The sequence below is a fragment of the Enterococcus timonensis genome (genome assembly GCF_900104595.1).
In the GTDB taxonomy this organism is placed as follows: Bacteria; Bacillota; Bacilli; order Lactobacillales; family Enterococcaceae; genus Enterococcus_J; species Enterococcus_J timonensis.
The window spans coordinates 956,565-970,292 of sequence record NZ_FNVY01000004.1 but is presented as its reverse complement, the minus strand read 5'-3'; the positions used below and the strand labels follow the sequence as shown (position 1 = coordinate 970,292).

Annotated in this window: 13 protein-coding genes and 1 other annotated feature (1 of these 14 cut by a window edge); of the genes, 11 read left to right on the top strand and 2 right to left on the bottom strand. The window is 38.9% G+C overall.

The window, feature by feature from the left end; genetic code table 11:
• Nucleotides 1–76, top strand: a binding site (T-box leader) (it extends 116 nt beyond the left edge of the window).
• Between the two features lie 54 nt (nucleotides 77–130).
• A complete protein-coding gene (gene pheS / locus BQ5341_RS09370) occupies nucleotides 131–1,177 on the top strand; it encodes a phenylalanine--tRNA ligase subunit alpha (protein ID WP_071131724.1) in 1,047 nt (348 codons plus the stop codon).
• A gap of 6 nt (nucleotides 1,178–1,183) precedes the next feature.
• Nucleotides 1,184–3,601, top strand: coding sequence for a phenylalanine--tRNA ligase subunit beta (pheT, locus tag BQ5341_RS09365; RefSeq protein ID WP_071131723.1), 2,418 nt, complete (start codon nucleotides 1,184–1,186; stop codon nucleotides 3,599–3,601).
• A 178-nt stretch (nucleotides 3,602–3,779) separates the two neighbouring features.
• Here pheT and BQ5341_RS09360 read toward each other — a convergent pair whose 3' ends face one another.
• Nucleotides 3,780–3,998, bottom strand: coding sequence for a hypothetical protein (locus BQ5341_RS09360; protein ID WP_071131722.1), 219 nt, complete (start codon nucleotides 3,996–3,998; stop codon nucleotides 3,780–3,782).
• A gap of 148 nt (nucleotides 3,999–4,146) precedes the next feature.
• Here BQ5341_RS09360 and racE point away from each other — a divergent pair, with 148 nt between their 5' ends.
• The 5 genes from racE to BQ5341_RS09330 all read left to right on the top strand — a co-directional run bounded on the left by racE (nucleotide 4,147) and on the right by BQ5341_RS09330 (nucleotide 8,626).
• The gene (racE, locus tag BQ5341_RS09355; RefSeq protein ID WP_071131721.1) at nucleotides 4,147–4,965 is read left to right on the top strand and encodes a glutamate racemase; all 819 of its coding nucleotides are present in this window, start codon (nucleotides 4,147–4,149) and stop codon (nucleotides 4,963–4,965) included.
• Nucleotides 4,955–6,217, top strand: coding sequence for an XTP/dITP diphosphatase (locus tag BQ5341_RS09350; RefSeq protein WP_071131720.1), 1,263 nt, complete (start codon nucleotides 4,955–4,957; stop codon nucleotides 6,215–6,217). The genes racE and BQ5341_RS09350 overlap by 11 nt, the downstream gene beginning before the upstream one ends.
• Nucleotides 6,214–6,729 carry a metallophosphoesterase gene (locus BQ5341_RS09345; RefSeq protein WP_071131719.1) on the top strand — a complete coding sequence of 172 codons (516 nt, stop codon included), beginning with the start codon at nucleotides 6,214–6,216 and terminating at the stop codon, nucleotides 6,727–6,729. The genes BQ5341_RS09350 and BQ5341_RS09345 overlap by 4 nt, the downstream gene beginning before the upstream one ends.
• Before the next feature lie 91 nt (nucleotides 6,730–6,820).
• Nucleotides 6,821–7,324, top strand: a complete 504-nt coding sequence (gene cbpB, locus BQ5341_RS09340) for a cyclic-di-AMP-binding protein CbpB (protein WP_071131718.1) — start codon at nucleotides 6,821–6,823, stop codon at nucleotides 7,322–7,324.
• Between the two features lie 837 nt (nucleotides 7,325–8,161).
• Nucleotides 8,162–8,626 carry a DUF2798 domain-containing protein gene (locus BQ5341_RS09330; protein WP_071131717.1) on the top strand — a complete coding sequence of 155 codons (465 nt, stop codon included), beginning with the start codon at nucleotides 8,162–8,164 and terminating at the stop codon, nucleotides 8,624–8,626.
• A 46-nt stretch (nucleotides 8,627–8,672) separates the two neighbouring features.
• On the opposite strand, the gene BQ5341_RS09325 is transcribed toward BQ5341_RS09330, so the two are convergent.
• On the bottom strand, nucleotides 8,673–9,563 hold the full coding sequence (locus tag BQ5341_RS09325; RefSeq protein ID WP_235836396.1) for a mechanosensitive ion channel family protein: 891 nt from the start codon (nucleotides 9,561–9,563) through the stop codon (nucleotides 8,673–8,675).
• A gap of 119 nt (nucleotides 9,564–9,682) precedes the next feature.
• Here BQ5341_RS09325 and BQ5341_RS09320 point away from each other — a divergent pair, with 119 nt between their 5' ends.
• The 4 genes from BQ5341_RS09320 (at nucleotide 9,683) to BQ5341_RS09305 (ending at nucleotide 13,663) form a co-directional block, all read left to right on the top strand.
• Nucleotides 9,683–10,372 carry a DnaD domain-containing protein gene (locus BQ5341_RS09320; protein ID WP_071131715.1) on the top strand — a complete coding sequence of 230 codons (690 nt, stop codon included), beginning with the start codon at nucleotides 9,683–9,685 and terminating at the stop codon, nucleotides 10,370–10,372.
• Nucleotides 10,373–10,374: 2 nt separating this feature from the next.
• A complete protein-coding gene (gene nth / locus BQ5341_RS09315) occupies nucleotides 10,375–11,028 on the top strand; it encodes an endonuclease III (RefSeq protein ID WP_268873200.1) in 654 nt (217 codons plus the stop codon).
• Between the two features lie 158 nt (nucleotides 11,029–11,186).
• A complete protein-coding gene (locus BQ5341_RS09310) occupies nucleotides 11,187–12,254 on the top strand; it encodes a D-alanine--D-alanine ligase family protein (RefSeq protein ID WP_071131714.1) in 1,068 nt (355 codons plus the stop codon).
• Between the two features lie 101 nt (nucleotides 12,255–12,355).
• Complete coding sequence (locus BQ5341_RS09305; RefSeq protein WP_407920142.1) at nucleotides 12,356–13,663, top strand: UDP-N-acetylmuramoyl-tripeptide--D-alanyl-D-alanine ligase; 1,308 nt, start codon at nucleotides 12,356–12,358, stop codon at nucleotides 13,661–13,663.
• Nucleotides 13,664–13,728: the final 65 nt, after the last annotated feature.

The window sequence follows — 13,728 nt, the reverse complement described above, 5'->3', positions numbered from 1 at the left end:
TTAGGCCCGTTACCGCCACAAAGAGCGATAAGAAATTATCGAATCAGGATGGTACCGCGAAGATCTCGTTCCTTTATTGGAACGGGATTTTTTTGTTTTCTTCCATCTTGAAAAAATTAAGGAGGATCCCATGAGTTTACAAAGTCAATTGGAACAATTAAAAGAAGAATCACTGGAAAAAATTACCGCTTCTGATAATTTGGGAAGTTTAAATGATCTGCGGGTTAATTTATTAGGGAAAAAAGGTCCGATTACCGAAGTGTTGCGGGGAATGAAGGATTTATCTAATGAAGAACGTCCCAAAGTGGGTAGTTTTGCTAACATTATTAAAAATCAGCTGCAACAATCAATCGATGAAAAGAAAGTTTTGCTGGAACAAAAAAAATTACAAGAAGAAATTGCTGCTGAAAGTATTGATATTACTTTGCCCGGCAAAAAAATCACCGCGGGTACGAGCCATATTTTGACCCAAGTAATGGAAGAAATTGAAGATGTCTTTATTGGAATGGGTTATCAAATTATTGAAGGCCGCGAAGTTGAAAGTGACCATTATAATTTTGAACGGATGAATTTGCCAAAAGATCATCCGGCACGCGATATGCAAGATACTTTTTATATTTCTGAAGATATTCTAGTGCGGACTCACACCTCGCCAGTCCAAGCGCGGACAATGGAGCAACATGATTTTTCAAAAGGCGCTTTAAAAATGATTTCTCCAGGAAAAGTTTTCCGTCGCGATACGGATGATGCGACCCATTCCCATCAATTTCATCAAATTGAAGGTTTAGTAGTAGATAAAGGTATCACCATGGCCGATCTTAAAGGAACTTTAGAAGCGGTTATGAAGAAAATGTTTGGAGAAAATCGTTCGATTCGTTTGCGCCCAAGTTATTTTCCTTTTACGGAACCGTCCGTTGAAGTGGATGTTTCTTGTTTTAAATGCGGCGGTAAAGGTTGTAACGTCTGCAAATATACCGGTTGGATTGAAATTTTAGGTGCGGGTATGGTGCATCCTAAAGTGTTGGCGATGTCGGGTATTGATCCTGATGTTTACACGGGATTTGCTTTTGGCTTAGGGCCAGATCGGGTGGCTATGCTGCGTTATGGCGTCAACGATATTCGTAATTTTTATTTAAATGATGTCCGCTTTTTGGGACAATTTCAAACAAAGGAGTAGGAGCCGATGCTAGTTTCGTATCAATGGTTAAATGAGTTTGTCAATCTTGAAAATATTTCTGCTCAACAATTGGGCGATAAAATGTCGGTGACCGGCATTGAAGTAGAAGGTATTGAAGAAATCAGTGCCGGCTTGAAAAAAATTGTGATAGGTTTTGTTACAGAAACGAAACCTCATCCAGATTCTGATCACTTAACGATTTGTCAGGTGGATTTAGGGGATGAAATTTCACAAATTATTTGCGGAGCGCCAAATATTGCTACTGGGCAAAAAGTCATTGTGGCTTTACCTGGAGCGCGGATTGGTGACAACGTTAAAATTAAAAAAGGTAAAATTCGTGGCGAAGTTTCTAACGGCATGATTTGTGCGTTACAAGAATTAGGTATTGCTGAAAATTTGGCACCGAAAGATTTTTCTGAAGGGATTTATGTGTTGCCTGAAGATGCGCCAATTGGGATGGACGCGCTGGAATATCTTGGCTTTAACGATCCAGTGATTGAACTTTCCATTACGCCAAATCGCGCCGATGCTTTATCGATGCATGGTGTAGCTTATGAAGTGGCCGCCATTTACAATCAGGAAGTTCGTTTTCCGGAAGTTACATTTTCTGAAACAGGCGAAAAAATTAGTGACCACCTTTCTGTAACGGTGGATGATGAAGATACATTAAGTTATAATTTGCGGATTATTGAAAATGTAAAAATTGCACCAAGTCCTGTCTGGTTACAAATGCGCCTCATTAAAGAGGGAATTCGGCCGATTAATAATGTGGTGGATGTTACGAACTATGTCTTGTTGGAATATGGCCAACCGCTACATGCATTTGACAAAGAACATTTAACTACTAATAAAATTCACGTGAGAAAAGCGACTGCCGGCGAAAAATTAGTTACCTTAGATGGCGAAGAGCGGGAATTAACAGTTGCTGATTCCGTGATTACTGATGGCGATGTGCCAGTGGCTTTAGCGGGTGTGATGGGTGGACTGGATTCAGAAATTACCGAAAAAACGCAAAATGTCGTTATTGAAGCGGCCGTCTTCAGTAGTAAAGCTGTTCGTTTGACTAGCCAACGTTTTAATTTACGGAGCGAATCTTCTTCACGCTTTGAAAAAGGAATTAATGTTGATACAGTCACTGAAGCTTTAGATCGCGCGGTTCAATTGATGCAACAATTAGCTGGCGGCGAGATTTTACAAGGTACTTTAACTGGCAAAACACTTGACGTCAATGAACCAATTGTTGAAGTTTCTTTAGGCCAAATCAATCAATATTTAGGCACCGAATTAACAGTTGGTGACGTCTTGCAAATTTTTGCTCAATTACAATTTCCAACAACGGAAACAAATAATATTTTTGCAGTGACTGTTCCATTGCGCCGCTGGGATATTTCAATTGCTGCTGATTTAATTGAAGAAGTGGCCCGGATTTATGGTTATGATCGTTTGCCAACCACTTTTCCAAAAGGGGAATCCACGCTAGGTGCGCTAACTGATCACCAACGTTTCACTAAAGAAATCCGCCACAGTTTAAATGGTGCCGGCTTAATTGAAGCGATTAGTTACGCTTTGACCACGCCAGAAAAAGCCCAACAATTTGTTTTTGGCGAAACGAAAAATTCCCAACTGACTAAATTAATGTGGCCTATGAGTGAAGAGCGTTCTGTCCTGCGTTTGAATTTGATTAGTGGTTTGTTAGACGATATCGCCTATAATACAGCCCGCAAAAATAAAAATTTAGCATTTTATGAAATCGGTCGGGTTTTTGTCCAAAAAAATAATCCGCTAAAAGATTTGCCAGATGAACAAGATCATTTAGCAATTGCTTTAACTGGGAATTTTGGCACAGACACTTGGCAAGAAAAAGCCGAGAAGGTTGATTTTTATACCGTCAAAGGTTTATTAGAACGCTTAGAAGAAATATTTGGGATGACCAACATTCGCCTAGAAAAAACGGCTGAGATAAATGAATTGCATCCTGGACAAAGTGGGAAAATTTATTTTGGCGATGATTTAGCTGGGATTATTGGGAAAGTGCATCCTGAAGTGGCTGGTCGTTACGATATTTCTGATACGTTTGTTTTGGAATTGAGCTTGCCAGTGGTTTTTGCCCACACTGAAAAAATTCATTACCAAGCTGTTTCCAAATTCCCAACCGTTAGCCGCGATTTGGCTTTATTAGTTGGAAAAGAAGTCTCTCACCAAGATATTTCGGCGCTAATTAAAGAAAAAGGCCCACGATATTTGCAATCAGTAAAATTATTTGACGTCTACCAAGGCAAAGGCATTGGAGAAGATCAAAAGAGCTTGGCTTATAGTTTGCAATTTTCATCGTCAGAAGAAACCTTAACCGACGAACAAATTGAACAAGCCGTAAATAAAATCATCAAAGCATTAGAAACTGAATTTAAAGTAGTATTGAGATAAATAAAAAAGCGGCGATGCCAAAAAGAAAAATCTTTTTGACATCGCTGCTTTTTTTATCCTTATTACTCGGTATAAAAAAAGCAGCGGCTAGACAAATAGATAAAATGCCTACTGACTTTTACAAAGTCATTCACCATTTTTCTAATTTGTTACGCCGCTGACCGCTTTTTTTATATCCTTATGGTTGTTGGCTTAGGTCTGGGGGGAGGATGGGGACGTTTTTTAAGACGTCGTCAAATTTTTTTGGCGGAACTTGGTCACCATCTTCTTGTTGTTCTTGGCTATCTAAAGATTCTTGGTCCAGACCTAATTTTTCTTCTAATTCGTCAATCTTGTCAAAATGTAAATCTTTCGAATCGGTTGCTAGGTCAGCTAATTTTTTTGCACGTTCTGTCATTGGGCATTCCTCCTTTATTTCATCATATCATCGATTGTTAAAATCTTAAAAAGAAATGGACTTAAAAGACGCGTTCCCTTGTAAAATTTGGTAAAAAAAGAGAAAATAAAGACTGATTTGAAAAAACAAAAATTGTAGGAGTGAAATAATGCAACGTCCTATTGGTTTTATGGATTCGGGAGTCGGCGGTTTGACAGTGGTCAAAGAAGCCATGAAGCAACTCCCCCACGAAGAAATAATTTATATTGGGGATACGGCCCGTTGTCCATATGGTCCTAGACCTAAAGAAGAAATCATTCAATATACATTAGAAATGGCCGATTTTTTGGTCCAGAAAGATATTAAAATGCTTGTGATTGCTTGTAACACGGCAACCTCGGTAGCTTTAGAAATTGTTCGGGAAAAATTAACTATTCCGGTGATTGGCGTGATTTTACCAGGCGCTCGTGCGGCGGTTAAAGCGACGAAAAATAAAAATATTGCTGTGATTGGTACATTAGGTACCATTAAAAGTGATGCTTATGCCCATACCCTCCATGTAAAAGATAGCCGGCTTTCAGTGACGAGTTTGGCTTGCCCAGATTTTGTCGATGTGGTGGAGCACGATCAAGCGCAAACGCCGCGGGCTGAAAAGGTGGTCAGCGAAACGTTGGCGGTTTTGCCAAAAAATATCGATACGTTAATTTTAGGCTGTACTCATTATCCGATTTTGCGGACGCTAATTCAAAATGCAGTCGGTCCGGCGGTGACGTTGATAGATTCTGGAGCGGAAACAGTTAGCGAAGTTTCGGCCTTGCTAGATGATTATGGAATCGGCGAATTATCTAGAGATAAAACGCGTCATCATCAATTTTTTACGACTGGATCTGAAAAATTATTTGCCGAGATTGCCGAAAACTGGCTAGAAGTGAGTCAATTATCAGTGGCTCATGTCGATCTTGAAACGGAGGAAAATCATGCGTTATGATGGTCGTTATTCCAACCAATTACGTCCTTTAAAAATTACGAGTCAACCATTTATTTATGGAAAAAATGCGGTGATGATTGATTTAGGACAAACAAAAGTAGTGGCTTATGCGCAAATAGCTCCGGAAAGTCAAAAACAAACGCTAAAAGTTAATTTGACCGTTCATCATTTTTCAGGCAAACAATTAGCTGAAGCAGAAAATTTTGAAAAAGAACAATTTATCACGCGGGCGCTTACTAAAATGTTAAACAGCTTGCCAAGTAGAGAAAAAGAACAAGTGCCCAATATTTTAGTAGACTGTGTGGTTTTGCAGGCAGACGGCAATACGGTAACCACTTTGATCACAGCGGCCAGTTTAGCCGTAAAAAAAATAGTAAAAAATGCCGAACAAATTGTGGGAATTACAGGCTGTCTTCTGATTGACGGGTCCGTTGTTTTAGATCCCGATGCCCACGAAAAAAAAGAAGCCGTGGCTACGGCTAATTTGGTTTTAAATGAAGCTGGTGATTTTTTTGAGTTGCAAATTTTTGGTCAAGAAGCCGTCAGTGGTAGCGAATTAAACGGATTACTCGCTTATGGACAAGTAGGAGCGGCCGATATTTTTGCCGAAATCAAGCAAGCAATGATTCCCGTCCAACAAGAGGGCAAAACAATTGTAATTGCGACAAAAAATCCGGGTAAAGCTAAAGAATTTGCGACTATTTTTAAACCAATGGGCTTTACAGTGAAAACTTTGTTAGATTTTCCAGAAGTTCCAGAAATTCCCGAGACTGGTCAAACATTTCAAGAAAATGCCACTATAAAAGCGGAAAGTTTAGCCGAAACATTGCAACAAATGGTTTTAGCTGACGATTCCGGCTTAATGGTAGCAGCTCTAGATAATTTGCCAGGGATTTTTTCCGCCCGGTTTTCAGGACCAGAAAAAAATGATGCTAGAAATAATGCCAAATTATTAGCTGAACTGGCTATTGTTCCAAAAGAAGCACGACAAGCGCAATTTTTCTGCGCATTAGCAGTAGCGGCACCGGAGCGTGAAACCTTGATTGCCACTGGAAGTTGGTCAGGAATGATTGCCAATGTTCCGCAAGGGGAAAATGGTTTCGGTTATGATTCTTTATTTTATGTGCCAGAGTTGGAAAAAACAGCGGCTCAATTAACCGCAGCTGAAAAAAATAAACTCTCACACCGCGGAAATGCAATTAAAAATTTGCAACAAAAGTGGCCTGACTGGTGGAAAGAAGGACAACAATGAAAATTTTAGTGGTCAGCGATAATCATGGGAACAAGGAAATTTTGGAACAAATCAGCGAGCGGTTTGCCGGGAAAGTTGACGGCATGTTTCACTGCGGCGACTCTGAACTAGTAAGTATTGATGCGGTGTGGAATCATTTCACGGCCAAAGTTTCTGGAAATTGTGATTTTGATCCTGGATATCCTATTTCTTCGGTTACAAAAATTGGCGATGAAACAATTTACATGACCCATGGACACCGTTATGACGTCCGTTTTGGCTTGAAAAAAATCGGCGAGGCGGCTCAAGAAGCTGGGGCGACTATTTGTTTGTATGGTCATACGCATATCATCGATGCTCAACGCCATGGCAACATTTTATTTGTCAATCCCGGCAGTATTTCTCAACCGCGAGGCAAATTGCCGTACCGGAGTTTTGCGATTATTGAAGCTGATTCAACGCAATACAAAGTGACTTATTATGATGATCACTTCGAAGAAATACCGAATTTGCATTTTATTTTTACTAAATAATTTTAAAGTTTCCGGAAAAATGATTTAAATTGTGATAGTTTGAGGCGCATTTTTTTAAAATTTTCGTTAGAATGGAAGTGGAGGTAATTCTATGATTGGACCATATGTGAGTCGACAACTGCTTGAAAAAAAAGATGAATTTATGATTGATGGCGAAAAAATCGCCAGTTTAATGGATACAAATCCGCTGAGTCATGCACTTTTAGTTCTTTCCAAGGTGAAATATGCCAAAATTCCTGTCTTGGATAAGGAAAGTCATTTCGTCGGGCTGATTGGTTTGGCCGATATTATGAGCGAAATGATTGAGCTTACTCGGATTGACTCGGATAATTTGCACGGAAAAACGGTAAAAGAAGCGATGGAAACCGGTATTCCCACTTTACAAAAAGATTTTGAGCTGGAAGATTTGCTCCATTTGTTAGTGGATCATTCCTTTATTCCAGTGGTGGACGAAGAAAATCATTTCGAAGGGATTTACACCCGACGCGAAATTTTAAAAGCCACTAACCGGCTAGCTCATCAACTTGAAGCCAACAATATTATCATCCCAAAAAGTGCCGAAAACCAACCCGAAAAAAATCTAAAAATAATTTAAGGTTGTGTTTTTAGCGTAAAACGCTGTAAGAAAATAGAAAAATGGTGCATGAACGCTGAAAGTGTTCAGAAGGCATTTTGTCTTTTTCTCTAAGCGTTGCTAAAAACCCACCGTCAACTAAGGCTGTGTTGGCGCTGATCAGGGCTGTAGAAAAATAGGAAAATATCGAAATCAGACTTGTCTGATAAGAATATTTTATCTTTTTTCCTAAGCCCTAGCGCCAATACACCGTCAAATAAGGTTGTATTGCACTAAACACGAGGAGCTAGAAAGTTATGATTAAAGTGGTTTTCACTTATCGGACAAAAAAGAAAGATTTGCCGAAATTAATGGAAAAATTTGCTGAATCGGGAAGAAATCAAAATTTCATTCTCAAGTTACCAATAAAAAAATTGAGACATTTCAGCGTTTTGAAGGCGATGAGGCCATTGTTGTTTTAGATATTTACTATGATTCTGTGGCCGACTATCAAAAAAGAACCGCCTTTGAAAGAAGTTTGCCGGAATGGAACGCGATTTGGTTTTCAGATGATATAAAACATGAGGAAGTGAGCGTCGAAGTTTTCGATGTTTTATGAAAATATTTTGAAAAGTTTTCATGAAAGCTTGTCAAAAAATTTTCATCATGGTAGAATAACTTATTCAAATAAATAGTCAAGTTGCGTTTGTTGCAACTAATTGTAATGATTTTAGGGATGCGTGTTTATTTATAAACCTCCAGTTCCAAGGACGGCTCTTTCACGAAAGTGGGAGAACTCAACTTGACATTGGAGGTGTTTTTTTGCTTTAAAATGAATTTTCAATTGTCGTTAGCTTTTTAAAATAAGGAGGAAATATTTTGCCAACAAATAAAAAAGAAGGTCTATTTTTCACCACCATCATGTGTTTTTCCATGGTTTTAGGAATGAGTTTTTACAATTTATTATTGCACCATGACTTGCATCTAGTAAGTTTGGTAGTAGGATTAATCCCAGGATTTTTAGTAGCGTTTGTCTTAGATGTTTTCGTGGTCGGAAAAGTCGCCAAAAAAATCGCGTTTGCGCTACCGATTAAAAAAGATCGGCCCTTGGCGCTCATTTTGACTATTTCAACTTTAATGATTATCGGGATGGTGAGCTTTATGTCGGTCTTCGGTCTCGTTATGAACGGAGAATGGCCAGCAGATTTCTTACCCGTTTATTTACAAACTTGGGGCTTGAATTTTATCGTTGCTTTTCCATTACAATTATTAATTGTCGGACCGATGTCGCGTAAATTTTTGCGCAATATGCAAAGTCGGGCACTAGTAGAAGATGCTGAATAAGAAAAATAAAAATGCCGCCAAAATTTAATTTTGGCGGTACTTTTTTTTAAGCGATGGGCATAGCTTGATTGGGAATCGTAAAGCCAGCGGCGGTTAACTCGGCGACATAATTTTGCAAGAAAATTTCTTTGACCGCAGCTTGGCGCCCGTTGATCGTATAAAGCGAGGTGCGCATAGCAAAGTTACCATTTCCTAAATCCACCAGACCAAAAATAGTCGGGCCATCAGTAATTTCGGTTAAATCGATTTTCAGTTGCTCATTTACTTTTTTAATAATCGCCTTAATTTCATCCAGCCCTTCAGCAGGGACAATTCGAATATCAATTACCGCCTGCATATTGCTGCGGGAAAGGTTGGAAATCGTTGTAATATTGCGGTTGGGAATAAAATGAACCGTTCCGTCAAGGCTCCGAAGCTTAGTCGTACGAATACCTAGCGCAATAACTGTGCCTTCAATATTAATATTTAGTAATTTTACATAATCGCCGACATTCATTTGCGACTCAATTAAAATAAAAAATCCAGTAATAATATCGCTCATAAATCCTTGCGCCCCAAGTCCAATAGTTAAACCGACAATCCCAGCTCCTGCCAGTAGTGAGCCAATGGGCACGCCGAAAATCGTCAGTAACGTGTAGATATAAAAGAAAAATAACGTATAGACAAAAATATTATCTAACAAGGTCCGAATCGTTTTGGCGCGTGCTTTAGGATTGTCTTGCTTTTTTAAATAGCGGGTAAATAATTTATGAATTAAATATTTTCCTAATCGATACAAAATAAAGAAAAGAACGCTAAAAAAAAGTATCGAAAAACCTTTTTCAATTACAGTAGCAAAAATATTGTCCCAATTAATGCTTTGCCAGTAGCGACTCCAAGCACTTATGGTTTCTTGCGTTTGCTCAATTAGTGGTACATCGGTGGAATCTGTCGTCAAATCAATCACTCCTTGTGGTTTATTGTAACAAGATTTCGCTGTAGTTTCTAGGAGAATTTTCTTTCTTTTTTTTCAAGAGAAGTTGGGTTACACTTGATGAAAAGCAGGGAGGTTTTTTTTTGGAAGTAGAAGATTATCTGTCTTGGGGACAAACGATTGTCTCTAATGGTATTTTACAGTATTATCGGAAATTAGGCGCCACGAATGATGAATTTTTAATTTATTTACAATTGCTCCAGTTTCAACAACAAGGGGAATTTTTCCCGCAAGTGCAAAGTTTGGCGGATAATACCGGCAAAAAAGTAGAAGAAGTTTATCAATTATTGGGAAATTTGCAGGAGAAAAAATGGATTGCCTTAGAAACTGTCAAAGATGTCCAGCGCATGCTCTATGATCGCTATGATTTGACGCTAGTGTATACTCAGCTAAGCCAATTTTTGCAAAAAAAAGCTGAAAAAAAACAAGTCAGCGACCAGAAACAGCAAATTCAAGATTTATATCAAGCGTTTGAGCAAGAATTTTCCCGTGGGCTGTCGCCCATTGAAATGGAAATGGTAGCTTCTTGGCTGGAAAAAGATCACTATAGCCCTGAGTTGATTCAATTAGCGCTAAAAGAAGCGGTCTTAAGTCAAGCTTATAATTTAAAATATATGGATCGGATTTTATTAAGTTGGGAAAAGAAAAATATTCACACAAAAGAGCAAGTCGCCCAGGAACAAAAAAAACGGAGTGGGGAAATTAGTAGCAAACAAGCAGATGAACAATTGCCAGACATTCCTTTTGCCCCGTGGATGAAAAAAGGGGAATAACTTTGAGCCAATTATTAAGTCAAAAAAAAATTCGTGAATGTCTTTTAGTAATGCAAGAAATGTTTCCAAATGCCCACGGAGAATTGGTTTGGGACACGCCTTTTCATTTGTTAGTGGCGGTGATTCTTTCTGCTCAAGCAACAGATATTTCCGTCAATAAGGCAACACCAGCTTTATTTTCCGCCTACCCAAATCCAGCCGACTTAGCTCAGGCCGACCTTTTTGAAATCGAGGGAAAAATTAAAACAATCGGCCTTTATAAAAGCAAAGCTCGCCATTTAAAAGCTATGGCCCAAATGCTCCACGAAACATTTCATGATCAAGTGCCAAATGAAAAGCAAATGTTACTAACAATGCCCGGTGTGGGACCAAAAACGGCCAATGTGCTCTTAGGAGAAGCTTACAAAATTCCTGGAATTGCTGTAGATACCCATGTGGAACGGGTCAGCAAACGGCTGCGCTTTGTGAAACAATCGGCGACAGTCTCTGAGGTGGAAGAAAAATTAATGGCGGCTTTACCAAAAGAGCAGTGGGTAAAAGATCACCATACATTGATATTTTTTGGCCGCTATCATTGCACGGCGCGAAATCCGAAGTGTGAAGTTTGCCCACTGTTAGCTAGCTGTGCTTTTGGTCAAAAATATGTGGGGCAATAATTTAAAAAAGGTCTTCAAAAATTTCGGCGACTCTTCTTTAAAATGAAACAAGATTTTAAATTTTTTTTCCCAGAATCTTTTTTTGTGATAAAATTACAAAGGAGTTACAAAAGTTACGAATAGTTACAAAGAAGAATTGAGACCAAAGGAGCAAAAAAATGAAAATTATCATGTTATATGGGGGCAAAAGTCCTGAACACGATGTCGCCAAATTATCTGCTTTTTCGATTTTACAAGCAATCTACTATCACTATTATTCGGTGGAACTTTTTTTCATTCAAAAAGATGGCACGCTAAAACAAGGGCCAGTCTTAACCAAAGCGCCAGTCAGTCCTGAAATTTTGGATTTAGAAGATGCGCCAGAAGCTTCTTGGCATGATTTAGCACAAGAAGAAGCCATTGTTTTTCCAGTTTTACATGGACCAAATGGCGAAGACGGCACGATTCAAGGATTTTTAGAAATTATTAATATGCCCTATGTCGGCTGCGGCGTTTTAGCTTCGGCTTGTGGAATGGATAAAATTATTACTAAAAACTTGTTGCAACAAGCTGGTATTCCGCAAGTGCCTTTTGTGGCCGTTCACCAAAGCGCTTGGCAAGAAAATGGTCAACAAGTATTTGACGAATGTGAAGGCTCATTGATTTATCCAATGTTTGTTAAACCAGCCAATATGGGTTCTTCAGTGGGAATTTCTAAAGCAGAAGATCGTTTGAGTTTGGAAAAAGCACTGGAATTGGCTTTTCAATTTGATCAACGGGTAATTGTGGAACAAGGAATTGAAGCACGGGAAATCGAAGTCGGGCTTTTAGGCAATCAAGATGTCCGCACTACTTTGCCTGGGGAAATTGTTAAAACTGTCGACTTTTATGATTACAATGCCAAATACATTGATAATGAAATTACGATGCAAATTCCAGCGGCTATTTCTGAATCGTTACAAGAAAAAGCCCAGTTATATGCTAAAAAAGCTTACCAAATTCTCGATGGCTCTGGTTTAGCTCGTTGCGACTTTTTCTTAAGTCCAGCCGGCGAATTATTTTTAAATGAACTCAACACGATGCCCGGATTTACGAAATTTTCCATGTATCCATCACTATGGCAAGAACGCGGCTTGAAATACAGCGACTTAATTGAAGAATTAATTCAACTAGGCTTAAATCGTTTCGCTAAAAAACAAGAAAAACAAAATTATTTAGCAAAAGAAAAAAATCAGGCGGAAAACTAGGAGGACCAATGTTTACTTTTTCTGAAGTAGCAAAAATTTTAGGACAAATAACGTCAGAGGCATCCGAGGTCGACGAGATTGCGGGTAAGAATTCAGACGAGATGGCAGTTGAGATTTCTTCAGTCGAATTTGATTCTAGAAAATGTCGGTCCGGTTCTTTGTTTGTGCCGATTATTGGTCAAAGTGATGGCCACGATTATTTAAAAGCCGCCGTTGATAACGGGGCGGTGGCCACTTTATGGAGTCGGAAGAGTGATTTGCCAGAAATTCCTTTTTTTAAAGTAGACGATACTGAAGCAGCTTTTAAAAAAATTGCCAAAGCATATTTGAAAAAAATCGCGCCAAAAGTGATTGCTATTACTGGATCCAACGGAAAAACTACGACGAAGGATATGACCGAATCTGTCTTAGCTCAAAAATTTCAGACTTATAAAACCCAGGGCAATTACAATAATCAATTGGGGTTGCCTTACACTATTTTGCATATGCCAAAAACAACGGAAGTGTTAGTGTTAGAAATGGGGATGGACCACGCCGGCGAAATTTCGGTCTTAACGCAATTGGCCCAACCAGAAGCGGCGGCGATTACGTTGATTGGCGAAAGTCACTTGGAATATTTTAAAAATCGCGGCGGGATCGCCCAAGCAAAAATGGAAATTGTCGATGGCTTAGCAGCGGACGGATTTTTATTAGTTCCAGGCGATGAACCACTTTTAACGCCTTTAACAAAAAAAATTGCCCAAAAAGTGTACACTTTCCAATTAGGCCCAGGCGCAAGTGATTTAAAAGCTGAGGTCATTAAAGAAACGCAACACGAAACAAGTTTTACGTTGAATTTTTTAGGTGAGACTATTTTTACAATTCCCGTTTCTGGTACATTTAATGTAAAAAATGCCTTAATCGCTGCTTTCTTCGGGAAAAAATTTGGCTTAAGCGCTGATGAAATTCAAAAAGGATTAGCCCAAGTAAAATTAACCGCCAACCGCAGTCAGTGGCTGCAACACAATGGCATCGATATTTTAAGTGATGTCTACAATGCCAATCCCACGGCGATGTCGCTAGTTTTAACTAGTTTTTCTAAACTACAGTCTACCGGTAAAAAAGTGGCCGTCTTAGGGGATATGTTAGAACTTGGCGAACAATCCGCCCAACTTCATGCGGGCTTAAATAAATTTTTAGAGCCAGAAAAAATTCAAGAAGTTTTTCTTTTTGGGACAGAAATGCAACATTTAGCAACGGAACTTTCTTCAAAATATGGAGCAAAATTGCATTATTATCCAGTTGCCGAAAAAGAACAGTTGCTAAACGATTTAACAAAAACTTTACATTCAGGAGATTTTGTCGTAGTAAAAGGTTCCAACGGCATGCACCTAGATGAAGTGGTTGAAAAAATTTGTAGCGAAAAGTAAGGGAATTCAAGGGAAAGTCTGGTCCGCTTTAAAATGAAAGCGAACCGGACTTTTTGCAAAAACTT